The organism is Kitasatospora papulosa, from assembly GCF_000717245.1.
Classification (GTDB): Bacteria; Actinomycetota; Actinomycetes; order Streptomycetales; family Streptomycetaceae; genus Streptomyces; species Streptomyces papulosus.
This window is the reverse complement of record NZ_JNYQ01000017.1, coordinates 23492-49768: the sequence shown is the minus strand read 5'-3', so window position 1 is coordinate 49768 and position 26277 is coordinate 23492. Positions and strand designations below refer to the sequence as shown.

At 68.0% G+C, this 26277-nt stretch carries 18 protein-coding genes and 10 pseudogenes; 16 read left to right on the top strand and 12 right to left on the bottom strand.

Annotation, left to right across the window (positions count from 1 at the left end; translation table 11 throughout):
- Positions 1-394: 394 nt before the first annotated feature.
- Positions 395-1122, bottom strand: a pseudogene (locus IA22_RS34345) (IS5 family transposase); the annotation flags it as partial.
- 56 nt (positions 1123-1178) lie between these two features.
- A pseudogene (locus tag IA22_RS0130185) lies at positions 1179-1340 on the bottom strand (type III effector protein); the annotation flags it as partial.
- A 127-nt stretch (positions 1341-1467) separates the two neighbouring features.
- Between IA22_RS0130185 and IA22_RS0130180 the strand changes: the two are divergent.
- From IA22_RS0130180 to IA22_RS0130170, 3 genes are all read left to right on the top strand, one after another.
- Positions 1468-1899, top strand: coding sequence for an Hsp20/alpha crystallin family protein (locus IA22_RS0130180; RefSeq protein WP_030125415.1), 432 nt, complete (start codon positions 1468-1470; stop codon positions 1897-1899).
- A gap of 102 nt (positions 1900-2001) precedes the next feature.
- On the top strand, positions 2002-2397 hold the full coding sequence (locus tag IA22_RS0130175; RefSeq protein WP_014158353.1) for a DUF2267 domain-containing protein: 396 nt from the start codon (positions 2002-2004) through the stop codon (positions 2395-2397).
- 59 nt (positions 2398-2456) lie between these two features.
- Entirely contained in the window at positions 2457-2900 is a 444-nt protein-coding gene (locus tag IA22_RS0130170; RefSeq protein WP_030125414.1) for a DUF2267 domain-containing protein, read from the top strand.
- A 342-nt stretch (positions 2901-3242) separates the two neighbouring features.
- On the opposite strand, the gene IA22_RS0130165 is transcribed toward IA22_RS0130170, so the two are convergent.
- A complete protein-coding gene (locus IA22_RS0130165) occupies positions 3243-3611 on the bottom strand; it encodes a VOC family protein (RefSeq protein WP_030125413.1) in 369 nt (122 codons plus the stop codon).
- A 32-nt stretch (positions 3612-3643) separates the two neighbouring features.
- Positions 3644-4417: an SDR family oxidoreductase gene (locus tag IA22_RS0130160; protein WP_030125412.1), complete on the bottom strand. Its 774-nt coding sequence runs from the start codon at positions 4415-4417 to the stop codon at positions 3644-3646.
- Between the two features lie 80 nt (positions 4418-4497).
- Between IA22_RS0130160 and IA22_RS0130155 the strand changes: the two genes are divergently transcribed.
- Positions 4498-5076: a TetR/AcrR family transcriptional regulator gene (locus tag IA22_RS0130155; RefSeq protein WP_037659839.1), complete on the top strand. Its 579-nt coding sequence runs from the start codon at positions 4498-4500 to the stop codon at positions 5074-5076.
- Positions 5077-5119: 43 nt separating this feature from the next.
- Here the strand turns inward: IA22_RS0130155 and IA22_RS37345 are convergent.
- Positions 5120-5567: pseudogene (locus IA22_RS37345) on the bottom strand (Tn3 family transposase); the annotation flags it as partial.
- Between the two features lie 278 nt (positions 5568-5845).
- On the opposite strand from IA22_RS37345, the gene IA22_RS0130145 reads away from it, so the two are divergent.
- Positions 5846-6721: a helix-turn-helix transcriptional regulator gene (locus tag IA22_RS0130145; protein ID WP_030125410.1), complete on the top strand. Its 876-nt coding sequence runs from the start codon at positions 5846-5848 to the stop codon at positions 6719-6721.
- Positions 6722-7120: 399 nt separating this feature from the next.
- Positions 7121-7423: pseudogene (locus tag IA22_RS35520) on the top strand (FAD-dependent oxidoreductase); the annotation flags it as partial.
- 92 nt (positions 7424-7515) lie between these two features.
- Here IA22_RS35520 and IA22_RS38330 read toward each other — a convergent pair.
- Positions 7516-7797 (bottom strand): GMC oxidoreductase, encoded by a 282-nt coding sequence (locus tag IA22_RS38330; protein ID WP_209443747.1) that lies wholly within the window; start codon positions 7795-7797, stop codon positions 7516-7518.
- Between the two features lie 327 nt (positions 7798-8124).
- Here IA22_RS38330 and IA22_RS0130135 point away from each other — a divergent pair, with 327 nt between their 5' ends.
- On the top strand, positions 8125-8880 hold the full coding sequence (locus tag IA22_RS0130135) for an Atu4866 domain-containing protein (protein ID WP_014158360.1): 756 nt from the start codon (positions 8125-8127) through the stop codon (positions 8878-8880).
- 177 nt (positions 8881-9057) lie between these two features.
- Positions 9058-10044, top strand: a complete 987-nt coding sequence (locus tag IA22_RS0130130) for an aldo/keto reductase (RefSeq protein WP_081889902.1) — start codon at positions 9058-9060, stop codon at positions 10042-10044.
- A 279-nt stretch (positions 10045-10323) separates the two neighbouring features.
- Here IA22_RS0130130 and IA22_RS37735 read toward each other — a convergent pair.
- Positions 10324-10578: pseudogene (locus IA22_RS37735) on the bottom strand (hypothetical protein); the annotation flags it as partial.
- 233 nt (positions 10579-10811) lie between these two features.
- Positions 10812-10970, bottom strand: a pseudogene (locus IA22_RS38130) (transposase); the annotation flags it as partial.
- A gap of 158 nt (positions 10971-11128) precedes the next feature.
- Here IA22_RS38130 and IA22_RS0130120 point away from each other — a divergent pair.
- Both IA22_RS0130120 and IA22_RS0130115 read left to right on the top strand, forming a co-directional pair.
- Entirely contained in the window at positions 11129-11986 is an 858-nt protein-coding gene (locus IA22_RS0130120) for an alpha/beta fold hydrolase (RefSeq protein ID WP_030125406.1), read from the top strand.
- A gap of 333 nt (positions 11987-12319) precedes the next feature.
- The gene (locus IA22_RS0130115) at positions 12320-12814 is read left to right on the top strand and encodes a hemerythrin domain-containing protein (RefSeq protein WP_030125405.1); all 495 of its coding nucleotides are present in this window, start codon (positions 12320-12322) and stop codon (positions 12812-12814) included.
- 496 nt (positions 12815-13310) lie between these two features.
- On the opposite strand, the gene IA22_RS0130110 is transcribed toward IA22_RS0130115, so the two are convergent.
- Both IA22_RS0130110 and IA22_RS37730 read right to left on the bottom strand, forming a co-directional pair.
- On the bottom strand, positions 13311-13538 hold the full coding sequence (locus tag IA22_RS0130110; RefSeq protein ID WP_030125404.1) for a DUF5133 domain-containing protein: 228 nt from the start codon (positions 13536-13538) through the stop codon (positions 13311-13313).
- Between the two features lie 212 nt (positions 13539-13750).
- Positions 13751-13940, bottom strand: a pseudogene (locus IA22_RS37730) (hydrophobic protein).
- A gap of 136 nt (positions 13941-14076) precedes the next feature.
- On the opposite strand from IA22_RS37730, the gene IA22_RS35495 reads away from it, so the two are divergent.
- Positions 14077-14250, top strand: coding sequence for a CsbD family protein (locus IA22_RS35495; RefSeq protein WP_078468422.1), 174 nt, complete (start codon positions 14077-14079; stop codon positions 14248-14250).
- 676 nt (positions 14251-14926) lie between these two features.
- Here IA22_RS35495 and uvrA read toward each other — a convergent pair.
- Positions 14927-17395 carry an excinuclease ABC subunit UvrA gene (gene uvrA, locus IA22_RS0130095; RefSeq protein ID WP_033250014.1) on the bottom strand — a complete coding sequence of 823 codons (2469 nt, stop codon included), beginning with the start codon at positions 17393-17395 and terminating at the stop codon, positions 14927-14929.
- Positions 17396-18635: 1240 nt separating this feature from the next.
- Positions 18636-19813 (bottom strand): annotated as a pseudogene (locus IA22_RS34335) (helix-turn-helix domain-containing protein).
- A 464-nt stretch (positions 19814-20277) separates the two neighbouring features.
- Here IA22_RS34335 and IA22_RS38325 point away from each other — a divergent pair.
- From IA22_RS38325 to IA22_RS36860, 5 genes and pseudogenes are all read left to right on the top strand, one after another.
- Positions 20278-20722, top strand: a pseudogene (locus tag IA22_RS38325) (TetR-like C-terminal domain-containing protein).
- Positions 20723-20844: 122 nt separating this feature from the next.
- Positions 20845-22023 carry a GDSL-type esterase/lipase family protein gene (locus IA22_RS0130080; protein ID WP_015575503.1) on the top strand — a complete coding sequence of 393 codons (1179 nt, stop codon included), beginning with the start codon at positions 20845-20847 and terminating at the stop codon, positions 22021-22023.
- A 2176-nt stretch (positions 22024-24199) separates the two neighbouring features.
- Entirely contained in the window at positions 24200-24328 is a 129-nt protein-coding gene (locus IA22_RS38050) for a hypothetical protein (RefSeq protein ID WP_015575499.1), read from the top strand.
- A gap of 146 nt (positions 24329-24474) precedes the next feature.
- A complete protein-coding gene (locus IA22_RS0130065) occupies positions 24475-25428 on the top strand; it encodes a CPBP family intramembrane glutamic endopeptidase (protein WP_234434710.1) in 954 nt (317 codons plus the stop codon).
- A gap of 153 nt (positions 25429-25581) precedes the next feature.
- Positions 25582-25890, top strand: a pseudogene (locus IA22_RS36860) (transposase); the annotation flags it as partial.
- Between the last annotated feature and the right edge of the window lie 387 nt (positions 25891-26277).

Sequence of the window (26277 nt, the reverse complement as noted above, 5' to 3'; positions counted from 1 at the left end):
GCTCCTGTTGGAGCCGTGATCTTGGTCGTGAACTCGTCTAACAGGAGCTTCTTCACGTCCGGACACCGTCCTCAGCCCAACTGCCACCCTGCCGGACCAGGTTGAAAAGGCTCACTGGTTCGAGGTCCCGCGGCTGCCGTACTTGCACGCTGACATGCGTTGGGAGCGGGCCGTCGCGGATGGCCTCACCGCCGACGTCTCCCATGCTTTCGGCATCTTCGACAGGACACTGTGCGGAATCCAGGTGGCCGGCATGTCACCGTCGGATTACTGGTGGCTGCCGGAGCGGGGGAACGCCTGTGGCGCCTGCCAGGATATGGCGGGTGTCATCGATGGCCGCTGGCCGCAGGCGTTGAGGGGCGAGGACGCGCGGGTCAGTGTGGCTCGGCGGCTTTGAGTCTTTCAAGTTCGGGGTCGACTCTCGTGTGAGCCCGCGGCTCATCAGGTCGATCATCGCGAGGCGGATCATCGCTTGGGAGCGGTGCGGGTGGGTTTCGTAGTCGCGGGGGAGGCGGCGGTGATTCATGAGCCAGCCGAATGTCCGCTCGACGACCCAGCGCCGGGGGATTACCTTGAAGCCCTTCTGGCCAGGGTCGCGGTGGGTGACTTCGACGTCGAGGGTGGCGCCGTGGTCGATGGCTTTGGTTCGATAGCCGCTGTCGGCCCATGCCTTGGTGATTCTGGGGTGGGCCTTGGCGATGCGCGAGAGCAGGTGGATCCCGCAGGCATTGTCGGAGATGCTGGCCGCGGTGACGCAGACCGCGAGGAGGAGGCCGAGGGTGTCGACGCCGATATGGCGCTTGCGGCCCGCGATCTTCTTGCCCGCGTCGATGCCCTGGCCGGTGGTCGGGACGTTGGCGGACCTCTTGATGCTCTGGGCGTCCAGGGCCCATGCGCTCGGTTCGGCGTCCCGGCCTGCGGCCTCCCGGACAAGTCGGCGCAGCAGGCCGTTGAGCTGGTTGAACACGCCGTCCTTCTGCCAGGCGGCGATCCGTCGACGGTTTCCCACGGCGCGAAGTCGTGGGGGAGATAGCGCCAGGGGATCCCGGTGCGGTCCACGTGCAACACCGCGTCCATGATCCGGCGCAGGTCGTGCTCAGGCGGTCGCCCGATATGCAGGCCATGCGCTATGTCGGCGCCGCCTGCCCGGAGCGCACCGCGAGACTGCCCAGGTAGCGGGCCTGCTCCGGGCCCGGCCCGGCAGCGGAAGGGTTCGGCGCCTCCTGCTGGGCTTCGCGTAGGGCGTCGTCTCTGGCGTTGAGGGCCGCCGCGGCGGCGAGGAACGACGCCGGGCTGTGGGCGCCGGTGCCGATCGTGGACGGCTGGTCGGCCGGGGTCACGGACACCTCCCTAAGCTGTCACCATGTCGACGACATCATGTTTGTCATCCATTGGATGACATGTTACAACGGTGTCAGTGCAGCGCATTGGCAGCAACTGCCTACAACCCGCTGGAGGTGTTTCACGATGTTGATGCGCACTGACCCCTTCCGTGAGCTGGACCGGCTGGCGCAGCAGCTGGTGGGCCCGGGTACATGGTCGAAGCCGTCGGCGATGCCGATGGACGCCTACCGCGAGGGCGACGAGTACGTGGTGGCCTTCGACGTCCCCGGTGTCACCGCGGACGCGATCGATATCGACGTCGAACGGAACATGCTCACCGTCAGGGCAGAGCGCCGGCCGGTGGCGAAGGCCGACGACGCGCAGATGGAACTGTCCGAACGGCCGCTGGGCGTCTTCTCCCGCCAGATCGTGCTCGCCGACACCCTCGACACCGAGCACATCAAGGCCGACTACGACGCGGGCGTGCTCACCTTGCGCATCCCTATCGCCGAGCGCGCCAAGCCCCGCAAGATCTCCATCGGCGTCGGAACCGGCCACAAGGAGATCTCCGGCTGACACCGGCCGGAGAAGGTGCGGAGGACGGGACACCTGCTCTCCCCCTCACCCCGCCCTCCGCACCCCTACAGGCATCCGAAGAACCAGAAGGGCGGCGCCGAGATGACTCTGCGACGCGAAGCGTTCCTCGACCACGTGAAGGAACGCGGTGAGTACGGCACTGTCGACGAAGCCGAGCGCGCGGCCCGCGTGGTCCTCGCCCTGCTCGGCGCGCACCTTGTCGGCGAAGTCCGCGCCCAGCTCGCGGCACGCCTGCCGGAGGGCTTCGCCCTGATCCTGCTCAACCCGCTCCAGAGCGCCGAACCGCTGCCCCCGGAGCGGTTCCTGAGGGCGACTGCCGCCTGGATCGAGGGCGCTACCGAGCAGACCGCGACCTGGGACGTCAGTGCCGTGCTGTCCACGGTCGCCGACACCGCGGGCGAGGACCTCCTGAGACAGATCCTGCTCCAGCTCCCGGTCGGCTACGACCTCCTCTTCGGCCGCCCCCAACCCATCTGACCACCGGTGCCGCACACCGGCACCATCCCACCCTGGCTTGACGAAAGGCATGCACCGCAGTGATCACCGACGTGCGCGTACCGCTTGAGCACCACCAGCCGTACTCGTCAACGTACGAGCAGATGCTGGAGAAGGTCCGCTACGAAGGCGCCTACCCCACCCGCGAGCGAGCTGAGGAAGCCGTCCGCCTGATCCTCTCGGGGCTGGGACGCCAGCTGACCGGCGACGAACGCGTCGACCTGGCCGCCTGCCTGCCCCTGGAGGCCGCACGCGTCCTGACCGCACAGATTCCCGACGCCCAGCCGCTGACCGGCTGGGCGTTCGTCAAGGACCTCGCCGCCCGCTCCGGCGCCTCCCTGGCCACTACCCGCTGGGACACCGGGTCCGTCTTCGCCGCTGTCACCGCCCATGCCGGCCCCGACCTCATCACCCGTATCCACCACCAGCTCCCCACGGGCTGGGCCCTGCTGTTCGGCCAAGCCGAACTCAACCCGGCCGCGTAAACGGCCCCTGCCCTCCCAGTGCCAGGCCGGCTAGCATGACGGTGCCCGACCCGCGCACGCGCACCCCGCACGGAGAGGCCGCCGCAGCCTCGGCATGACACTCCGGGCGACGTCGGAGCCATCATGAAGACGACCTTGTCCGGGACGCCGAAGCGTCCCGGACAGTAGGCGCGGGCGCCAGTCACGAAGCAACTTGGGCAGGTACAGGTCTTCGTCGTCTCAGGCCGAGGCCAGCGGAGCGGATGACTCGGCGGCGCGACGGTATGCGGCGTTGATGTGCTGCCCTTCTTCGAGCCGGTCTTCGATTGACGACAGGTGCGGCTCGGTGCTCGGCGGCCTGGCTCAGGCCAGGCGTAGGCAGAACGGGTGTCCGGCCGGGCTGGCGTAGATGCGGTTGCCGGTGCGGGTTTCCGGGGTGATCTCGTCGGTGGGGGGCAGTCGGGTGGCGCCGGCGTCGGTGGCCGTGCGGTCGGCGGTTGCGAGGTCGTCGACGCCGAAGTCGAGGTGCATCTGCTGGGAGGTGCCGTGCGGCCAGTTCGGGGCGGTGTGTCCGGGGGCGGACTGGACCACGATCACCGGGAGGCCAGGAGCCTGGACGAAGTGGTGGGTCGGCGTGGGAGTGACAGAACCGCCGAGCAGCCGGTGCCAGAAGGAGCTTTCCTTCTCGATGTCGGCGGCGTCGATGATCACGGAGGCCAGGGTGATGGGCATGGGGGTGTCCTGTTCGTATTGTCGGGGGTTGCTCAGACGGTCGGGATGATGCCGCCGTCGACGCGGAACTGTGCTCCGGTGAGCCATTTCGCGCGGCTGGAAGCGAGGAAGGCGATCATCTCGGCGACATCCTCGGGATCTCCTGGACGGCCCATGGGAACGTTCAGGTGGTCCACGATCTGCCGGGTGACCTCCTCGGTGGTGATGCCTTGCTTCTCGGCCATGTGCTTCAGATGGGCGGTGGCGCCTTCGGTGGCGACGAAGCCGGGGAGGACACAGACCACGCGCACGCCATGCTCACCGACCTCGGTGGCCAGTTCGCGGCTGTAGGTGTTGAGCGCGGCCTTGGCGGCGGCGTAGGACGCTTCGGTGCGCTGGGGCAGTTGGCTGGCGATCGAGGAGACGTGCACGACGACGCCGGAGCCCCGCTCAACCATTCCCGGCACCAGGGCCCGGTCCAGGCGCACGGCGCTGAGGAGGTTCATCTCCAGGTCCGCCTGCCAGGATTCGTCCGACCGGCTCAGGGTCGGCGCCGGGGCGCTCGCCGCGCCCGCGTTGTTCACGAGCACGTCCACACCGCCCACCTGCTCGACGACGCGGCGGCCGAGTTCGGCCACTCCCTGCTGCGTGGAGAGGTCAGCTGCGAGGAATGTGGCACCGCTGTCCTTGTCGGGCCGGCTGCGGGAGGCCGTCAGCACGGTCGCGCCCGCGGCGACGAAGCGGCGCACGGTCGCCGCTCCCAGGCCCCGGCTGCCGCCGGTGACCAGGACGCGAAGGCCCTCGAGGCTGTTGTCCGTGATGGGCATGGGGATTCTCCTCCGTAAGATGAACCTGACTCCGGAAAGGTACACGTAAACGGAACCGGACTCACCTTATGGAGGTTTTCTTGTCGTCATCACGCCCGCTGCGTGCCGACGCGCGACGCAACCGCGAGGCACTGCTGTCCGCGGCCCGCCAGGCGTTCCTCGGCGGCGACGCCGACGCGCACGTCGAGGACATCGCCCGCAGCGCCGGCGTCGCCGTCGGAACGCTCTACCGCCACTTCGAAACCCGCGACGCGCTGATCGAGGAGGTCTACCGCAAAGAGGTCGACGACCTGTGCACCGAGCCCGGCGTCCTGCTGGACCAACATGCGCCGGAGGAGGCGCTGCGGCGCTTCCTGCTGCTGCTCGTGGACCACGCGGCGGTGGGCAAGGGGATGTCCGGGGTGCTGGAAAGCATCATGGCAACGGACTCACCGGTCTTCGACGACGCCCGTACGCGGATGGCCGGCGCCCTCTCTCTGCTGCTCGAAGCCGGAAGTGCGGCCGGCACCGTACGCGACGACGTCACAGGGCCCACTCTGTTGCGTGCCCTGGGCGGCATCTGCGGAATGCGCGCCACGGCGGGCTGGCTGGTAGAGGCCAGGCAGATCACCGCCCTCCTCTTCGACGGCCTGCGACACGGCGCGCCGCAGGCACCTTGAGCCGGGGGCCGCGTGCCGCGTGCCGCCGACCAGGTCCTGCCCATCACTCCTGACAGCTCCCGTCGTCGTCCTCGTCCAGCTCGAGCGTGTCCGGGGCGCGCTGCGCGCCGGCGGCCGGGACTCTGGCGGTGAAGCTGTAGCGGCCGAGCAGGTTCAGGTTGCGGTGCTTGAGCGGGGACAGGTGGGCGATGTCCTCGTCCCGCAGTTCGTGGCCCTCTGCGCGGAGTTGGGCGCGGCGGCGTCGAGGTACTTCGTCGTCCGGAGCACGATGGCGATGAGGACCAGGCCGAGCGCGCCGAGCTGGTCCTCCATCTCTTCCCGGTACGCCTGGTGGATGCTGCCGCGCTTGCCGTGGCACACGTCGCGGGCGAGCGTGTGGCGGGACTCCTGCACGTGAGCTGCCGGTTCATCTGCCGCCGGTAGGCGTCGTCGACCGGGTCAACCCCCCACAGCAGATGCTCGGTCTTCGCGATCCGCCCGTACCGGCCAGCTTCTCCAGCCGGTCGGTGAGGCGCGCCCCCAGGCACACCCGGTGGCCGTCGGCGGCCAGGCGCAGGGCCGTCGCTCACCGATCCCGCTGCTCGCGCCGGTCACCAGAAGGACCTTGCCGGTCTGCGTCATGACGACGTCCTTCCCGCACATGGACGCTTCCGCGGTCGGCTGACTGCGCCACCGCATCCGTGCGGGGCAGCGGGCATGGACCAGGACGGCTGCTGCCTGGGTGCGCCACACCCAGGCAGCGCACCGCACGGCTGCTTAGCCTGTAGGCATGGACAGGAACCACCTGGGAGCCTTCCTGCGCGCCCGCCGGGCCGGCCTCACACCGCAGGACGTCGACATGGTCAGCCACGGCACACGCAGGGTCACCGGACTGCGCCGCGAGGAAGTCGCGGTCCTCGCCGGGGTCAACGCCGACTACTACACCCGCCTGGAACAGGGCCGCGAACGCAACCCCTCGCCCCAGGTCCTGGACGCCCTCGCCCGCGCCCTGCGCCTGGACGGCGATGCACGCACCCACCTATTCCGCCTCGCCGGCAGCTCACCCGGAACGCCACGCACCCTCCACACGGCAGCCGCGGTGAGCCCGGCGCTGCGCCAGCTGATGGACGGCTACCCCCACACCCCAGCATTCGTCCTGGGCCGCACCCTGGACATCCTCGCCACCAACACCCTGGCCGACGCGCTCTTCACCCCGTTCGACCCGGCCGACAACCTGGCCCGCATGATCTTCCTCGACCCCGCAGGGCGTCACTTCTACACAGACTGGGAACGCGCCGCCCAGGCCGCCGTCGCCAACCTCCACGAAAGCGCCGGCCTCGACCCCGACAGCCCCCGACTACACCGCCTCGTCACCGAACTCACCAGGCACAGCACAGAATTCGGCCGCCTGTGGAAGGCCCACCACGTCCGAGGCAAAAGCCGGGACGCCAAGAACCTGAACCACCCCGAAACCGGCCCCCTCAACCTCACCTACCAGGCCTTCGACGTCCGCGACGCCCCTGGCCAGCAACTCATCATCTATCACGCCGAACCAGCCAGCCCCAGCGCCCGAGCCCTCAGCCTCCTCGGCTCTCTCCACGCCACCCAACACCACACCCGAACCCAACCCCCGACGCCTGGAAGAGATCATCCGCAACCTCGGTGACCGCATCGAGGAGGCACGCGTCAATGGCTGACTCGGCGAAGCCCAAGGCCGCCAGACCAGCCTCGAAGCCGCGCGCAACGAACTCGCCTCACCCGACCGCTTTACCAGGAACCGCAACCGTGGCGGCGAGAAGGGCCTCACGGTCGACGCCGCCTCGTGGCTCGACGCCACCGAGCTGTGGGGCACGGCGATGCCGCGCACTATGCCGCCGGTGCGGGCACGTCTCGCGCCCGCACCGGCGGCGTGAACGGCTGCGCACGCGACACGCATAAGGTGATGCCCATGACGCCTGAGGAGGAGAAACGCCCGCGCGCGCTGCTCGCGGGCGCTTCAAGCCGGTGGGTGCTGCTGCTGCCGTGAGGCGTGGCGTTCGTGCTCTGCGTCGCCCTGCTCCCCACCGGCGACGCCGCATACGCCCCGTCGTTCCTGACCGGTCAGGGTTCCAGCCTCGCCCTCGTCGGCGCCTACGCGCTCGCCGCCTCGCTGGCCGCGCACCGCGACCACACAGCGGCCTTCGCCGCCTGCGAAAGGGACCTGCGCGGTCTCGTCGAACTGAACCAGAAACAGGTCACGGACGGCCACGCGGCGCTGTTCCCCACCACTGCCGAGGCCCTTGAGAGGCGCAACGCCCGACTTCGCGCCCTCGCCGCCTCACCACCGGCCACCGAGCGCCCGGCGCACATCGCCCTCACACTGCCCGAACCCGTCCATGACGACCCCAGGGATCGTTGCCCCCCCCGTCCCCGAGCGGGACGGCGCTCCGGGGTGTTCAGGCCGAGGTCCGCGCCGGCTTTTCAGCCGGGCGGGCGGCTCGACAGCGCCGTTCGCGGCCTCGGCGAGCGGTTCGGCGCCCTCATCACGGTGGGTGTGTGGGTCTTCGCCGTGGGGACGTCCGGCATGATCGACGCATCGATCACCCGCAGCCGGGTGTGGCCGTGCGCCCTGCAGTGGGTGTCCACGACCGGCAGGGGGTTGTCGGCGGGGCCCATGCGGCACGTCCCGACGGCGTGGACGTAGTTGCCGATGTTGCTGCGGAGCCAGGCGCCGGCGAAGTCCTCGTCCAGGAGCGCCGGCACGTCGTGCCCCTGTTCGTCGACGCGGATCGACTCGACGATCGTGTCATTCCGATCACGGAGGAAGCCAACTTCCCGAAGTGTCCGGACCTCGATCACGAACAGGCCTGCGGGCTGATCTCAGCGGCCGGAGGGTGGGTGCCCGACACCCAGGCAGTCGGCAGCCTGGTACTTCCTCCGCAGCTCTCGGAAAGTGGTGGTCAAGCAAGCACCCCTGGAACGGTCACCCGCTCCCCTCGTCGGCCGCAGTCACCCCGACTGACGTGGCAGGCGGGAAACGGCGGCCGCACTTCCAGCACCTTGATCGACCAACTCTCGAGGAGACGAATCATGACCACGGACACGCGCGCCGCTGCCTGGAACTCCGACGCCCTGAACGAGATCCTCACGCAGGGCCACGAGCGGATCGTGCTCTTCACCCACGCCCGGATCGTCACCATGGACCCGATGCTCGGGACCATGACCGGCGCCGATCTGCTGTTCCTCGGCCCCTTGATCGTTGGGGTCGGCCCCGGCCTCATCACCGCGGCGGAGGACGACAACGCCATCGTCGTGGACTGCACCGGCTTGACCATCGTTCCCGCTGTGCTGGACGCCGCAGCCCTGGCTGGAGGACGCAGCCGCCGCTCGGACTACATCGCCACCCTCACCCCGGGCAACAAGACCGATTTCCTGGTGGTGCCCGACGAGTTCGCCCCGGATGCACCGACGGCTGTGAGCACTCTCTTCTCCCACCCGGATCAGGTCCGCGCGCTCATCGCGGACGGCAAGCCCGTCCTGTGGAACGGCGACGACGCCCCCGACCGGCCCACCGCTCCGAAGCCGGGCATCCCCGCCTCTCCCGGTCTGACCGGTCACCCGCGGGTCGGCGTCTGGATCGACGAGACGGACTTTCTGCACCAGGAACTCCAGGCCGACGGCCGCTACGACGAGACACGCGGCGGGCGCCCGCACGCCTACCAGGGCCGGTTCTGGATCGACGGCGACCGAATCGACTACCTGGACGACCTCGGCTTCTGGGCTTACGGAGAGTGGAAGGACGACGTCCTCCACCACGCCCACTACATCATGCGCCTCGGGTCCTGAACCGCGCAGTGGCCCGGCGTGAACAGCGCACCTGCTCAGCACCTGGTCGTCTTCCGGACGGAGTCGGACACAGCGGCCGAGGAGGCGCTGAACCCGCTCGGCACGCTGGCCGCCGATCTCGGCACCGGCCCCAGTGTTCTGCTCGGCAGGCTGCCGGGACGCCCGAAGGGGCTTGACATGACAACCCGAACGAGAGGACGTGCATCCGCTGTGAAGAGGACCATGCTGGGAGCCCTCGACGTGTCTGCCCAGGGCCTGGGCTGCATGGGCATGAGCGAGTACTACGGCCCGACCGACTGGGACACCTCCATCAAGACTGTCCACCGAGCTGTCGATCTGGGCGTTACCTTCCTGGACACCGCCGACCAGTACGGGGCCGGCCACAACGAGGTACTGCTCGGCCGGGCCATCCACGACCGCCGCGAACAGGTTCAGATCGGCACGAAGTTCGGCATCGACCGCAGTGCCGGCGACGACGCCCGCACCCTGCGCGGAGACGCCCGCTACGTCAAGCGCTCGTGCGAGGCGTCACTGCTGCGCCTCGGGGTCGAGGTGATCGACCTCTACTACCTGCACCGTCCGCCGCAGAACGCCGAGATCGAGGAGACCGTGGGAGCCATGGCCGACCTCGTGAAGGAGGGTAAGATCCGCCACCTCGGGCTCTCCGAGGTCGATGGCGACCTACTGCGCCGCGCCCACGCCGTCCACCCGATCACAGCGGTTCAGAGCGAGTACTCCCTGTGGACCCGGGACGTCGAGGCGGTCACCCCGACGATGGCGGAACTGGGTGTGGGACTGGTGCCGTACTCACCACTGGGCCGCGGCTTCCTCACCGGCACAGTCGACCGGGCGGGCCTGGACAGCTCCGACTTCCGCAGCAGCAATGAGCGAATCCAGACCGACGCCAACCAAGCCATCGCCGACACCGTCCGGCAGGTTGCCGAACAGGCGGGGGCGGCACCGGCTCAGGTCGCGCTGGCCTGGGTGTACACCCAAGCCGACCGCCTGGGTGTGCCGATCGTACCTATCCCCGGGACCAAGCGGACCCGCTGGCTGGAACAGAACATCGCCTCGCTGGACCTCACCCTCGACGATGCCGCACTCGCCCAACTGCAGCCCCTCGCCGACCAGGTCGCGGGCGAACGGTACGGCGTTACCCGATGAGTGGAGCGTGAGGCTTACCCCGTCGGCCCTGGGTGCCCATGGATATGCGGGGGTGCAGCGGAACGAGGATGTGTGGGCTGCGCTGGACGGCCGGTGCCGACCCCAGCCGTCGCGGAGGCGCGGTTGATCCGGTGGTATGCCGGGCGCCCGAGGACTGCACAGCGCCGACCGTCCGCGCTCGGCGAAGTCCAGGAGTACGGGCGGCCGGTGGCCAGCCGCTCGCGGCGCCCCGAGCGGTGGTGGGCGGCGCTGGCCGCAGGCAGGTGACCCCTGGTGCTGCGAGGCGGGCTGCCGCTCTCCGGCGACCTTCGAGGAGGGAAGACGGCCGGTCTTGGAGACGCCGTGCAGAGTGTCGCCGTCGACCTTCACGTCGAAGGCCGGGTTGAGCCGCATGGGCTTGGTGATGGTCTGCTTCCAGGTGAGCCGGTCGCCGTCGAGCGCGACGTCGCTCAGCGGCACCTCCACGCCCGACCCGTGGGCGACGCCGCTGAGGACGCCGTCCTGCTCGCGGAGTTCGATCACGGCCTTACTCATGCAGATGGGGGTGGAGCCGGACAGGTTCCAGGTGCGTGCGACATGACCTCGCACGAGCGGCAGCGCAAGGCGCCCAGCGTTCTCACGGCATGCACTGGCTGCGGACCTTCCACCACCCTGACAACGCAGCGGCCATCGGCATGAACCGACGGCTCGGCTTCGTCAACGACGAGCCAGGAATTGCAACCACATGATGGTCTTGCACGTCAGGCGACATTCGCCCTGCGCACAACTCACCGCAGGCGCTCGTCGGTGGCGGGCTTGTTCCGCCAGATGATGTAGCGGCGGATCATGCTGCCCTGCTCCTTGTGGCCGGCGTGGTCCGTGCCGTCCAGGGTGAAATAGCGCAGAGCCGAGAACTGGGCCTCGATGCGGTTGAGCCCGGAGCTGTGTCTTTACCGCGATCCGCTTCAGGCCGGTGGCTGAGTAGCCGTGTCGGCGGAACAGCACTGTGGCGGCACCCGGGATCCTGGCTCGCGTGTCCGTCTGTCCCATTGTCTACGTTCCCTTTCCCCTCCAAGATAGAAGGATCTATCAACCAGGAGTTGATATGCCGAGAATTGAGTTGTCGTCCGGACCGATCGACTACCAGGACACCGGCGGTGAGGGGCCTGTGCTGGTGTTCGGCCACGGTCTACCGATGAACGAGACCCAGTGGCGCAAGGTGGTTCCGCTGCTGGACGGCTACCGCTGCGTCCTGCCCACGCTGCCTCTGGGTGGTCACCGTCAGCCGATGAACTCGGATGCAGACCTGTCCCAGCGCGGTGTCGCCCGGCTCCTGGGCGAGTTCATCGAGGGGCTCGGTCTGAGCGAGGTGACCCTCGTACTCAATGACTGGGGCGGGGGCCAGTTCCTGGTGTCGGAAGGGCAGGACCAAGACATCGCGCGCCTGGTGCTGGTGGCCTGCGAGGCCTTCGACAATTTTCCCCCAGGGCCGGCCAAGGCCATGGCGCAGGTATGCAGGATTCCCGGCGGCGTCTGGCTCTTGACGCGGCTCATGCGCCTTCCCGCCTTCCGTCACAGTCGGGGCGGATACGGCGGGATGAGCCTGCGAGGCATCCCCGACGAGATCATGGACGACTGGTTCGCTCCCGCCACCCGCAGCAGGGCCATCCGCAGGGACTTCGCCAAATTCGCCACCGGAGCGCCCGGACGCAAGACCTTGCTCGCCTGGAGTGAGCGACTGCGTGACTTCGACCGCCCGGTACTGGTCGTCTGGGCGACCGAGGACCGGCTGATGCCGCGTGAACACGGCCCCCGGCTGGCAGAGCTCTACCCACAGAGCCAGCTGGTCGAGATTGCCGACTCGTCCACCCTGATCCCCGAGGACCAGCCCGAACGACTCGTCCGTGCACTCACCGACTTCCTCAGTCGAACTGGGGCAAAACCGGTCGGTGGCACCTGCTGAGCACGGCGGGCGGACGCAGGCCCGGCAACCAGCACTCTCCCCATCCACCACTGGCGTACGCGCTGCCCGCGTGACTTCACTGCCCTCCTCCTCACCCTGACCGTCGAGACCGGCCGGGACGCTGCATGCTTCCATCCCGCGGGACCTGGACCACAACACAGCCGGGGGCCACATGGCGGTTCCGCAAGGCGTGAACCGCCAGGCATCGAGCACCGACCACTTGGTCAGGACCGCGACGCGAGCCGAAGAACGAGCGAGGTGCGGAGGCCTTTTCGCTTGGCGTCGTCGCTCGGGGGTACCAGCGGGGCATTGGCCGAGGAGAAGGAGTTCGTGATGTCCGAAGCACGCGACGTGGTAGCCGTGATTCTTGAGGACCACCGCACCATGGAGGGACTGCTGCGCCGAATGCGGAGCATCGAGGACGACCGGAGGGCGGCCCTGAACGACTTCGCCGCGCTCCTGATCGCCCACGCAGAGGCGGAGGAGGCCGAGGTGTACCCGGCGCTGAAGCGGTTCCGGAACGTGGACGACGAGGAGGTCGAGCACGGCGAAGAGGAGCACCACGAGGGTAACGAGGCACTTCTCGCTCTGATGGAGGTGGGGCAGGTCAACTCCGACGAGTGGGACGAGAAGCTCGAAGAGCTCGCGACGGCCATCACCCACCACATTGACGAGGAGGAGCGCACGATCCTCAACGGTGCGCGGGCGAACGTACCGGACGCACGTCGTGTCGAACTCGGCGCGGCATTCCTGCGGGACAGGGAGAAGCACCTTAAGGCAGACTGCGGGAACATCGACAATGTCCGGGCGGTCGCCCAGGCGCGGTGAGTCTCACAGTGGCCGGCTGCGGCCATCCGGGTGGACTGACTGGTGGGTGTCGCCTGTCGGCACCGCTCCAGAGGCGACACCGGCACTGGAGGCTGGTGCCGACCCCGGAATGCGATCCGGCGGTGCGCCTACGCCGTCCTGCGGTCCATCGCATCCGGCTACCTCGCCGGCGAGCTGATGAGGTGTTGGTCACGAGGACATCGGCATGTGGGCTGTGACGAGTGTGGAGCGGAGAAGCATCCGCGGCAGCCTCACGCGACCTCGTCGACTCCGGAGACACCGACCGTGCCGCCGCACTCCTGCGCCACCACACGTATGAAGACCTTCTGCTCGCCCCACGCTCACGAGGGAATTGCCGAAGAAACGCAGGTGGCGCCCGCCCCGGAGGATCCGGGGCGGGCGCCACCGTCATCTGCCATGCAGTCGACCATCGCGCAGCGTACCCGCCGGCAAGGCACGGCTATGGTTGGCCGGCCGTGGTACCTCGATACAGGGCTCAGGCGGTGAGGACGGAGTCGTCCTGGGGGCGTGCGCCGGGCAGCTGATGGCGCGCGGCGACCAAGGCGGCGTCGATGTCGCGGGTGCCGGTTGATACGCAGAGCGTGTAGGCGATGTCGTCCATCCGTTGCTGCACGTCCGCGTCACCGTTTTCGGCCTGGAGAATGCGCAGGGTGTCGTACTGCTCGACAAGGTTCCGCAGCACCGCGGGGTGGGCCATCAACACCGGAGTCTCCTACTCGCCGTCGCTCGCGAGCCTTTCGTCGCTCGCAGCTCACCGCTTACCCCTGCCCTCTGCCGCCATGCCCACCACATGCGAGGTACGCAAGCGGGGCGCAGGCATCGGCCGACCGCGTAGGGGGTGCGTCTGACGAAACGCGTGATGGGGTGGACCGGCGTCGTTCTGCCGCTCCCCACCACGCGGTCGGATCGTGTTCTTTACCAGCGGTACCAGCGGTACCAGCGGCCGCCCTTGCCACCGTGGCCGCTCGGACGGATCGCCAAGCCCGAGCAACCATACGACGAGAACGATGACAGCGATCCACCACAAGGCCTTGAGTGCGAAACCGGCGCCGAAGTGGATCAGGGCGAGGAGAAGAACAAGAGAATGGGAAGCAGTGCCGGTCAGTCGCCCCCGCGTTCCACGCCCCTCGCGTTTTTGTAGTTCGTATGACGAAATGGGTGGTGAGTGACCTGTTTGAACGAAGCAAAGACGGCCAGGCGGTGGGTGTTCCCGATGTCGAGTGACGCAAGGTGTGAGTGACATGGCTGCCGACGAAAAGACTCAGGCAAAGACCGAGCAGGGCAAGGGCAAGGTCAAGGAGGCTGCCGGCCGCACCGTCGGCAACGAGCGCCTCACCGCTGAGGGCCGGGCCGACCAGGCCAAGGGTGACGCCCGCGAGGCGAAGGAAAAGATCAAGGACGCTCTCACCGACTGACGTCGTCTCCTGCCCCCACTCTGCCGGGCCCTCACCGGATTACCGACTGGTGAGGGCCCGGCAATGCGCTGCCATGCGGGTACAGGCGCACGAAGGGCACTCGACGAGCTTTGAACGCCTGTGCCCCACCATGCGTAACCAGAATGGGAGCGATATTCGGGCCGGTCAGTGCTGCAGAGTGCGTGCCGGCCCACCAGAACCATCCCACCTCTGGGCCGGCGGATGTGCGGGAATGCCGTGTACCCCTCGTCATTCCCTGGCTCTTCCGCCGCCGCATCCGACCATGACGAGCGAGGCCGCCACTTCGCCTGGGCGCGTGGCCGGGCGGCGTCGGAAACGCAGCCTCAGGGGCGGTCTGGTCAAGCAGCCGCAGGGGACCTGTCTGGGCACACGCTGCTTCGGCGGTGCGGCGAACGGCAACGCAGTGCCTGGCCAGACTCGTCGGCGCGCCGAGCAGGAAGGGCCCGCGCCATGCGCCTCGCAGTCTCGGTCGGGGCGACCGGGGCCGCCGCGAGGAGAGCCACCACCGCAGTGCCCTGCGACGACGCCTGCATTGGCGTCGGCGCTGCGATGACACGCCGGCTCCGCCGGCCGATGCAGGCGGCCGGGCCTGACAGCTCGTTCTCCCCGTAGGGGCCTGCTCCCTGTGACCGGTGCTCAGCCGCTCACGCCGTCGTCAGGAGCCCGCGAGCCGGGCCGCGAGGTAGGGAGCGGTGGCGCTCCGACGGGCTCTCGCCACCTTGGCCGGTGGCCCCGCCGCGACCAACCGCCCGCCCGCCTCGCCGCCGCCCGGCCCGAGGTCGATGACCCAGTCGGCGATGACGATGGTGTCCAGATCGTGCTCGACGAGGACGACCGTGTTGCCGGCGTCGACGAGGCGATGCAACTGTCGCAGCAGCAGTGCGACGTCCGAGGGGTGCAGCCCCGCCGTCGGCTCGTCGAGCAGGTAGAGCGCGTGGCCTCGGCGGGCTCGCTGCAGTTCGGTGGCCAATTTGATGCGCTGCGCCTCACCGCCGCTGAGCTCCGTCGCGGGCTGCCCCAGACGCAGGTACCCCAGTCCCACCTCACGCAACGTCTCCAGACTGCGGGAGGCGGCCGGTACGGCGGACAGGAACGTGGCGGCGGCGTCGACGGACAGCCCCAGCACTTCCGCGATGTTCTTGCCGCGGTAGGTCACTTCCAGCGTTGCGGCGTTGTACCGGGCGCCCTGGCAGGTCGGGCACGGTGCGTAGGTACCAGGCAGGAAGAGCAGTTCCACCGCGACGAATCCTTCGCCCTGGCAGGTGTCGCACCGCCCTTCGGCCACGTTGAAGGAGAACCGCCCGGCGGAGTAGCCGCGCGCCCTGGCCTCGTCCGTCGCCGCGTACAGCTTGCGCACCGCATCGAACATCCCCGTGTACGTGGCCAAGTTGGACCGAGGGGTTCGGCCGATGGGCCGTTGGTCGACCCGGACCATCCGGTCGAACGACTCGACCCCCGACGCGTCCTGGACGTCGACCTCCAACTGCGCCTCGTCAGGCTCCTCGGGTACGAGTCCGAGGTGGCCGCGGACGACCTCCGCGAGCACCTGCGTCACCAGCGTCGACTTTCCTGAACCGGACACGCCCGTCACCGCCGTCAGCACGCAGAGCGGTATGTCGACGGACACGTCGTGGAGATTGTGGCGGGAGACCCCGCTCAGGTGCAGCCAACCGTGCGGAGTGCGCGGCCGGTGATCGACCGGCTCGGCGCGCCCGAACAGGTACTGGCTCGTAGCCGACTCGCCCACCCGCTCCAGACCGCCGACCGGGCCGCTGTAGAGCACGCGCCCGCCGCCCTCGCCCGCGCCAGGGCCGATGTCGACCACCCAGTCCGCCCGCCGCACCACGTCCATGTCGTGCTCCACGACGAACAGCGAGTTGCCCGCCGCCTTGAGGCGCTCCAGCACGTCCAGAAGCGGTTCCGCGTCAGCCGGATGCAGGCCCGCGGAGGGTTCGTCGAGGACGTAGACGACGCCGAACAGCCCCGAGCGCAACTGCGTGGCGATCCGCAGACGCTGCGCCTCGCCCGGCGACAGGGTCGTCGAGCGGCGCCCGAGACTGAGATATCCGAGACCCAGGTCGAGCAGTACATCGACCCGCGCGACCAGATCGCCGCAGATCCGGACCGCGACCTCGGTCGTCTCACCGGATCGCGCGGTCGACGTGGTGGCGTCGGCCTCGGACCGCCCCGCGACGGGCCGTAGCAGCGCCCCGACCTCGGTGAGCGGCATCGCGTTGATCTCGGCGATGGAACGCCCGGCGAAGGTCACGGCGAGCGCCTCGGGCCGCAATCCGCTGCCATGGCACTCCGGGCAGGGCACACTCCTGACGAACCGGAGCGCCCGTTCGCGCATCTTCTCGCTCTTGGAGTCGGCAAGGACGTGCATGACGTGCTTACGGGCGCTCCAGAACTTGCCCTGGTAGCCGTAGTCGACGCGGTCCTCCTCCGGCTCGATGAACACGGAGGGCTGCTCGTCCGTGTACAGCAGCCAGTCCCGGTCCTTCTTCCTGAGCCTGCGCCACGGCCGGTCGATGTCGACCCCCAGGCCACTCACGACGCTGCGCAGGTTGGCGCCCTGCCAGGCACCCGGCCAGGCGGCGATCGCCCCCTCGCGGATGCTCAGCGAGGGGTCCGGGACGAGCAGCTCCTCGGCGACGTCGTGCACGACACCCAGTCCATGGCAGTGCGGGCAGGCGCCGGCCGCGGTGTTGGGTGAGAACGACTCGGCCTCCAGCCGTGCGGCCTGGGGCGGATAGGTTCCGGCGCGGGAATACAGCATGCGCAGCAGATTGGATAGCGTGGTGATGGTGCCGACCGTCGAGCGGGAACTGGGCGCCCCGCGTCGCTGCTGCAGGGCCACCGCCGGTGGCAGTCCGGTGACTTCCTGCACGTGCGGTGCACCGACCTGTTGCAACAGCCTGCGTGCGTAAGGGGCTACGGACTCGAAGTAGCGCCGCTGGGCCTCAGCGTAGAGCGTGCCGAACGCGAGCGAGGACTTGCCGGAGCCGGAAACACCGGTGAAGGCGACCATCGCGTCCCGCGGAACGTCGACGTCGATGTTCCGAAGGTTGTTCTCACTGGCGCCCCGGACATGCACAAACGGGTCGGTCGCGTCCTTGTCCACCATTCCTGGGTACCTGATCGCGCCGGGAACCGCGCGACGGGCGCCGTCACCGGGCCTCGCCGGCACGTGCGTCCGTAGGGCCCGGAACCATTCCAGATACGTGACCTGTCCATGTGTTCGTTTCGTGACAGTGAGCCACTTGAGTCCTGCCCGGGTGACGCATCCGTGGGGGCGGGGAGCGCCCAGAAGGGACGGGTGGCGCGGCGGAGGTCTGAGGCACGGCCGCCTGGCCGCGCGACGGCTGGGCCGGGCGGCCAGGCCCAATTCCGGTTCCGGAAGGTGCCTGGGGCACGTGCCCAGGTGGCTCTTCGCGCGTTCGCCGCGCCGCCCGGCCGGTGCCACACGGACCCGCCTCGGGCAGCACGGCCGGGACCGCGACGAGCGTGGGGGCCACACCGTGCATGAGGCGCCCGACCGCGGCCTGGTCGACGCCCTCGAACTGCGGCGCAGGGTACGTGATGAGCAGCGACGCGTAGGCCCGGCCCTGCGCGGTGTGGTCCAGTGCCGTACGGGTCTGCAGTTGGGCGATCAGTCCGGGTGTCGGGGCGGGAACCGGTGCCGGGGCGGTCTCGCTCATCATCGGGACCCCCGCTGAGTGAATCGGGCCGCGGCCACGGCGCGCCGCAGTGTCTGCCCTGCGGGGCAGTCCTTGCCGGCTGTGCAGCGTGCGCAGGTGCGGAGGTGTCCGATGTGGATGAGGTATGCGTCGTCGGGTGCGGGGGCGTCGGTGAGTTTCGACAGGGTGATCACTGGGCGCCTCCCGCTCGGCACGCGGCGGCGCAGCGGCGGGGGTGAATGGTGATCGTCTGGCCGTCTTCGGTGCGACGTCGTGCCCCGAGGTCGGTGGCCGCTTGGTTGCGTAGGGGGTGGCACAGTCGACGCAGTCGGCGCCGCGGCGCTGTGCCTCGGTGAGCGTGTGGAGGGGTGGCAAGGGGCGGGTGGTCATGGGCATGGTGCCGCACTTCCTACCGTTGCGAGGGCAGGGCAGCCGCAGGATACGACTGTGCACACGCAGGTGCCGGTCTTTCGCTGTACACGCCTGATGGGCCGGAGCCCTCGCGCGACGGCGCCGCAGTGTCAGCATGCCCGGCCGTGCAGGCGTGCGATGCTCACCGGGTCGTCGCTGCGCCGTAACGCGTCGGCGCAGCGCTTTCGCATTTCCCTGTCTCCGATCTGGCTTGTCGATTTGGACAAACTGAGCATGGGCTGCGGCAAGGGATACAGCGTGTATTCCCTCAGGTCAGACGGCGCCGATCCATTCCGCGAATGACGTGAGCGACTGGGCGTCGGTGCGCTTCAGCCGGCGGATTGTCGCAGCTGATTCGCGGGCCCATGGGTGCTCGCGGGTGTGCTGCGGCGCGATGAACCGCGCGACCTTCAGTGACTCGAATGCGTCGTCGGGGCGCCCTGCCCATACCTGCGCCCGCGCCAGCTCGATCCAAAAACCTGACTGCCGTTCCTGGGGCAGGGAGTTGGGCGGCGTCCACTCGTCGGCGACGTCGAGGGCCGCTGCAGGTGGTCCCGCCCGAGGCTCACGGCGACCGACACCTCGTGGGCGCGTACGGAGTCGGGGCCGAACTGCGTGCCGTCGTACGCCCCTTCTCGGACCGAGTCGCCGGGGCGCCGTGCCTGTGCGAGGTGAAGGGCAACCCGGTCCGTGTTCCCGTACCGGCCGGCGACGACGGCGGCACGCATGTGCAGAGCACCGCGAGCGGCCGTCGAGGCGGGGCCGACCGGGGACGGGCAGGAGTCGAGGGCCTGTTCGAGGGCGCGCAGGCCGGCGGTGTGAGCTCGGGCGGCGAAGAACACTTCGCTGCGCACGTACGCGGCGGTCGCCTGCGTGATGGGGTCCTCTGTTCTGTCCGCGGCCCACCGCATCAGCTCGACCAGGCGGGCCGAGAGGTTATGTGCACCGAACTTGAACGCCACGGCGTCCGCGGAGCGGGTCGTGGTGGCGAGCAGGCGCACGGCGCGTAGCCGGTTGGTGCCGGTGTTGTGGTGAAACGCGGTGAGCGTCTCGGTGAGGAGGTGCGGTGCCTGCTCGGCGATGTGGGCGTACTGCGCGGCGAGGCGCCATTGCGCGAGTTGGCCGACGTCTTCGCCGAGCTCGTCGAGGGGGCGGGCGGTGTCGTCGGTGGGGATGTCATACGCGGCGATCGCTGCGGAGATTGCGGGCACGGCGGCGTGTACGCGGCTGTCGGTGCGGGTGCTGCCGACGATGAGGTGAATCGGGTCGATGGCGGGCGCCGCGGCGATCGAGTCGAGCATGTGGTCGGACGGTGAGCGGGCACCGCGCTCGATGCCCTTGATGGTGGCGAGGGAGACATAGGCGGCGCGGGCGAGGCCGGCCTGCGTCATCCGGCGTGCTCGACGGATGGTGGCGATACGCTGCCCCACCCCGCGCATGGTGGTGGGCATATGGGCACCGTACAGAGGATCCGCGCCTCGGACACGCCGGCGAGCCTCGCCCCGGCCACCCCACCCCAGCCTCACCCGTTCATGTGCGCAGACAGCTCTACCGCACCGAAGATCTGCGTCCTTGATCAAGCCCCTCCTCGTGTCAACAACGCTCGCGATCAATACAGAACCTGGCGCCATCCACCGTTCTCTCCGTCCCTCGATGGGCCCACAGAGTGGTGTGCTGACTGACCAACACTGATGTCGCCTTCCTGTGCATCAACTGCTCGCGTCCGTGACTTTTTCTGTGATTTAGACCTTTTTGTGGCCTACGCTCTACTGAACCGCTTCCATATTTGCCTAGTACCCCTAGGTAGAACTATGATCGCCATAGGAATTCTCGAGTTAGATAAAGGCTATGGTTCGAGGGGGACCGAGGGGGGGTAGCTGGCACCGAGCTCCCCGATGAGGCCGGTTTCGAACATTTGGCCCTGTCCGCTCGCGCCTCGGCATTTCGACGTGCAGCCCGCGAGTCTCTACACGCACGTCAAGAGCTCCCACGAGCTCAAGAGTGCAAATCGCACTGTTCGCACTGGAGGAGCTTGCTGACAGAGTCGCCGATGTTCGGACCCACCGTGGAGGTAGGGACGCCCTGGCCGCCTTCGTGAACGCCTACCGGAATCACGTACGGCGCACCCAGGTCGGTACGAAGCAGCACGGCTCCGCCTGGCCCCGCATACCGCGGCGGCCAGGGCCGGTGTCTAGCACGCGTATACGACGTGGGCGCTCCCGTGCGGTTACGACCTCACAGAGCGCCGGACCATTCACACGCGGTTTGCATGTGGGCAGCGTCTTCCACGGCTAGGCCTCCCTGGAGTCGCCAGCGACTTCGACCACACCGACACCGATGCCCAGCAGTCCGGAACCTGAACTCTGGACTGTTTGGCTACCGCATTGCGGAGCCGATCCACCCCCCTGACAGGCCGCGTTACCCACGACGGCAAGCCCAGACTGGCTCGACACCCACCCCGAAATTTGAAGGACCTGAGGCAATGAGCACCGATCAGAACCTGATTAGAACCCCCATCACCGCTGACTTCCTGCGTGGGCACCTTGACCTCGAGGAAACTGCCCACGGACTGCTGCCGCACCGGCTGCCTGCATGGGCCCGCCGCCAGATCCCCGACGACCTGCTGGCTGTGGCCGAGGCCCAGCCCTCCGGCATCCGGCTTGCCTTTCGTACCAGTGCCACCACCATCCGCCTGGACGCCCTGCCGACCAAACGTGCCTATCGGGGCTTCCCGCCTCCTCCGGACGGCATCTACGACCTTCTGGTCGGCGGCCGCCTCACCGCCCAGACCACTGTGGCAGGCGGCAACCTACGCACCATCACCGACATGCAGACCCAGGCCGCGGAATTCACTCCGGGCCCCGTTGGCACAGCGCACTTCACCGAGCTCCCCGCTGGCGAAAAGGACATCGAGATCTGGCTACCCCACGCGGAGATCACCGAGGTGATCGCCCTGCACACAGACGTCCCCGTCGAGCCAGCCCCGCATATTGGGCGTCGGGTGTGGTTGCACCACGGCAGCTCTATAAGCCACGGATCCAACGCGGTCTTCCCCAGTACCATCTGGCCTGCTCTGGCCGCGTCCACAGGCGATGTGGATCTGATCAACCTCGGATTCGGGGGAAGCGCACTGGTTGATCCGTTCACCGCTCGCGCCATACGCGACACTCCCGCAGACCTGATCAGCCTTAAGCTCGGCATCAACGTCGTCAACAGTGACGCCATGCGCCTCCGTGCCTTCGTTCCCGCCATCCATGGCTTCCTTGACACCATCCGCGAGGGCCACCCCACGACCCCCCTGCTATTGGTTTCCCCGGTCCTGTGTCCGACACAGGAGAACACCCCCGGACCTCTCATGCCTGACCTCTCCAGTGGCACCCTGAAGTTCATGGCCACCGGTGATCCGGCCGAGACTACTGCCGGGCGGTTGACGCTCGTAATCGTCCGCGAGGTCCTGGCCGACATCGTTAAGCAGCGGTCCGCCGAAGACCCGAACCTCCACTACCTCGACGGGCTCGACCTCTACGGCCAGAATGACCACGAAGAGCTCCCCCTGCCGGACGGGATCCATCCCAGTCCTGAAGGACACCGCCGCATCGGCGACAACTTCGCCAAGATCGTCTTCGCGAACGACGGGCCCTTCGTCAGCAGAACAGGCTGATCTACATACCTGCGGCCGAAGGGCAGGGCGTGTGGGCCGGCTTCCCCGTACCGTAGCCGCGCCGACAGGGTGTCCGAGGAGGAAGCCAGCATTGACGCCTGATGCCGGAAGAGGGTCCGTGAGCTCGGGGAGGAACGCGAGATTCGCGGAAGGCGGCGCAGAATTTCGCTGGAGACGCACTGGTGACCGCTTCTGGTGCGTCGCCGACTATCAGCGCCGCTACGGTTGAAAGCGGCTTTGTAGCGTCCTCGGAGGGAACCGCTCGAGCTTCTGCTAATGGCGCCGGACAGCCGCCGACCTGGCTGCCCGCCAGGTGGCCGACGCAAAAGTCAGCGGGCGCCCGGCAGACTCGTCGGACGACCATGCACGCAGACAACGGAGTTCAGTACACGAGCGTTTGGCGAAGCGTGTGGACGGCCGCGTCCAGCGCGGACAACGCTCTCGGCGAGTCCCTCGAAGTGACCTTCAAACGCGAAACCCTCCAGGGGCGGAGGAGCTGGCCCAACGAACGCAGCCCGATTTCACGCCTTCCGAGGGCTTCATCGCTATAGCACCAGCCGTCGCCCCTCCCACCAATCACCCAACAGACCTCCAGGAAGCTGTCCATGACACACCGACTACGCCGGCACCAGCCGCACCAAGAGTCTTCGGGGTCGCCGTCAAGGCTCCTCAACTCTTCAGCGCAGTTGCCTCTTCGGTGTCCCAACCAGCCGTACTCGATCTGCCCCGTGCGCTGATCGAGTACGGCACCGTACCCACCCTCACCCGCGAGAGCGGCAGCCGTTGCAAGCTCTCGACGTACCGACGCGCGCTCGTTGATATGGCGTAAGCGCGCAAGCACGACACCCTGGCTCAGAGGGCCGTAGACTTCGGCTTTTCCGAGTACGCATTGCGATTCAGGCATTCGGTTCCGGGGGGACTCGCTGCCGCGCTTTCTGTGGATCGGCGCAGCTGGATTGCAGAGCGCACCGCGGCCGTGGGCCATGTCGAGTGCGTCGACGACGAGCTCGGCGCGGTGGTGGTGTCCACCGACTAGCCGCCTACCTCCCAGGTGGCCAGGTCCAGCAGGAGGTAGAGCCAGCTCTCGCCGGTCGGCAGCGCGGTGATGTTGCCGACCAGTTCGTGCCTGCCACAGCGGCGCGGAAGCCGTGGCTGATCAGATCTGGGGCTGGCTCGGTCTTCCTGTCTGGCCTGGTCATCGAACGGAGCTTGCGGCGGGTCATGCCCTGTACTCCGTGCCAGCGCATGAGGCGGGCGACCCGTTGGCGGTTCGCCGCCATCCCAGCCGCCGCAGTCCGCCATAGAAGAGCGGGACGCCACAGGTCTGGCGCGAGCCGACGGGGATCACGGTGATCTCGTGCACGGGCTCTGTTCTGCGGCCCTGCGTGCGGCCCGGTTCCTCGCCGTAGCGAGTCAGACCCTGGGCCGGGCGGTAGCAGCCGCGCGGGGGCTCCGAGCTGATGCCGAGCTTCCTGGCACGACTACGGTGACCGTCTTGTCCGCCGAGTCGACGAGCGCGACGGCGTTCCCATTGAACTCTGCGGTGCACCGCTTCATGCACTTGCTTCCCACCTGGTGCTATTTCTTCCGGAGCCTCAGGTCCCAGTCTTCAGGTGTCCACGATCAAGGGAAGGATCGTTACCTTGCCTTGATCTGCTCCTTGAGCCCTTACGCAAACACTAGTACACCGTGCTAGCGTTTTGCTGACACGGTGTACTAGTGGCATCGGGGGTGACGGCTGGAAGGTGCAGACGCATGTCATTAGAGCGACGGCGGGCGAAGTGCTCCATGTTAGGAGGCCGAAGGGAACTGCGGCATTCCGTTGTCGGCAGCTACCTCTGCCATCGCTGTTCTGGCTGCGCCTTGACACTGCCGACTGCCACACCCGGACGTATGCCGTCAACGTGCGGGCGGGGCGCGGCCGGAAGGCGGCAAGATCCGAGTACGCCTGCTTCAGGACGCAAGGCATGCGGTCCAGGCGAAGCTGGCTGCGGATCTTCCCAATCGAAGGCGACACCATCGAGATGGCGCCGAGCAACTTCGGGAATAGGCGTCTCGCTATGCCCAACGGCCGGACAACCGCATCAGCGCCCTCCCGTCCGGCCTTGCCTAGGGATGGCGAGCGCAGCTGGGCGCCGGCCATCCGAAGCTGAGCAACGACATCAGCATTGTCTCGGTGCTGCTGCTTCTGATCGGTGTGGCCCTGAACCTGCTGCAGTTCGCCGAACCCCTTCCAAAAATGCGACTGGCGGGGGAGGGGGAGCGCGAGACATCCGAAATGCCCGCCACCTGCCTGTGTGACTGAACACCGCCCTGGGCACCGGAGCCGTCCTGGCAAGCGCGGGGCGCGCCCTCCGCTGCGGTACTCCTCCCTGTCCGACGCCGCTGACCGCAGATCCGTCCAAGAGAGAAAGGCACATGAACACGGTGACCACACACAGCTGGCTCCTCATGCCCGCCCCGCCGCACAACGACCGTGCCGTACCCAGCGCAGTGGCCTACCACCGCATCCTCGCCGGTGAGAAACGCCGCATCGGACGCGGCATTCTGGCGGTCGTCCTGCTGCTGGCCGGATTCGTCATATTCCCCACCGCCGTCGGCAGGGCGCTCGCCCCCATCGACCAGCGGATGGGCGACACCCCGCCCATCATCGGCGGCGACGACTACACTCCGCTCTTCCACGCTGGCTCGATGATTTCACTCGCCCTGCTTATCCCGTGGAGCATGCTCATCCAGCGCTGGCTCTACGGCGTGCCCTGCGCCTCACTGCACTCGGTGACCTCGCGTTTCCGGTTCGACCTGTTCGGCAAGGCCCTTCTCGTGTTCGGCCCCCTCTGGGCCGTCGTGAACCTGATCGGTCTGCTGGCCCCGAGTACCGAGGTGGCCTGGTCCCGCTCCGACCTCATCGGCATGTTCGTCGCCACCCTCCTTCTCACACCACTGCAGACGACGGGAGAGGAATACGGCGTCCGCGGGTTGATCTTCCGCGTCATCGGTAGCTGGACCCGCAGCTCACGAGCGGGAGTTGTCGCCGGGGTACTCGTGTCGAGTGTGCTCTTCACGGCTGTGCACGGTTCCACCGACCTCTACATCAACGTCTGGTACTTCGTACTGTGGACCTGCCTGGCGATCATTACCTGGCGCACCGGGGGCCTGGAGATCGCGATCATCCTCCATGCCATTCTTAATACGGACGCCCTGCTCGGCGCATCGCTGCTGCGCGTCGACCTGGGCGCGCAGCTCTCCGACCGGTCTTCCGGTGTCGGTTCCCCCACCCTGCTCCTTCCGGCGCTCGCCGTCATCGTAATCACCGCGATCACTTGGTGGTGCACGCGCAAAACGGGGCCCGTGCTGAGCCCGCCGTCTTCCTCCGGAGCCCGCCGTGAACCATTCCTGATTCGGTAACCGACAGAGCCACTTGGTCAGGCTGACAGGGCCACGATCCCCGAAGAGATAGCGACGACCTGCGGGGATACGTCTCCGATCACCTCGGCACTGACAAGGTCATCCTGATCGTCCACGAGGTTTTCCACCAGAGTGCGGCCGGCAGTGCTCCTGACTGCCGGCCGCACCTATAACTGCCAGATCGGCGTCTTCCCCGCCTACCCCACCACCCGCGGCGACGCTCTCGCCGACCGCGAGCTCTACCTCCCCAAGTCCTGGACCCACGCCCTACTCTCACCCCTGACCCACTCTGCTCTCACGTCATGGTCTTCAAAGGGCCGTCCGCGCGCCGTGACGGTCGTTCCTGACGCCGTTCGAAACCAGAATCGGCCAAATCGCATCCTTCGAGGGTGTTTTAAGCGCGGCTGGGTTCCCTGTTGCAGCGGTCGGCTGGCGCAGCGGTTGTCTGTCGAGCACAACTAGGGCAGGCAGCAGCGACAAGCAGGAAGCATCCGTTGCCCTGAAAGGCAGCGGACGATACGGGTGCTTCAGGCATGCCATCTCTCCAGGAGACAGTGCCCAGCGTCCGGCATTCAGCAGGCGTTTATGACGGTTGGCCGACCTGAAAGAGCCAACCGTCTGATACCGGGAGCTGCATGGAGCGGTGGCCGGTGGTGAGGCCTTTTGGGCACCGCCGCCACGGCTGCCCCAGCCGACAGGTCTACCGACACCCGGCGAAACGGTCTTGTCCGAGTTCACCGACATGATCCCACCAGGCTCTTCACATCCGGGCGGTAGACCAAGGTATACCCCACCCCGACCTTGGGCGTAGAACCCCTTCTACCAAGGTCCAGGAAGGGGCAAGCCATC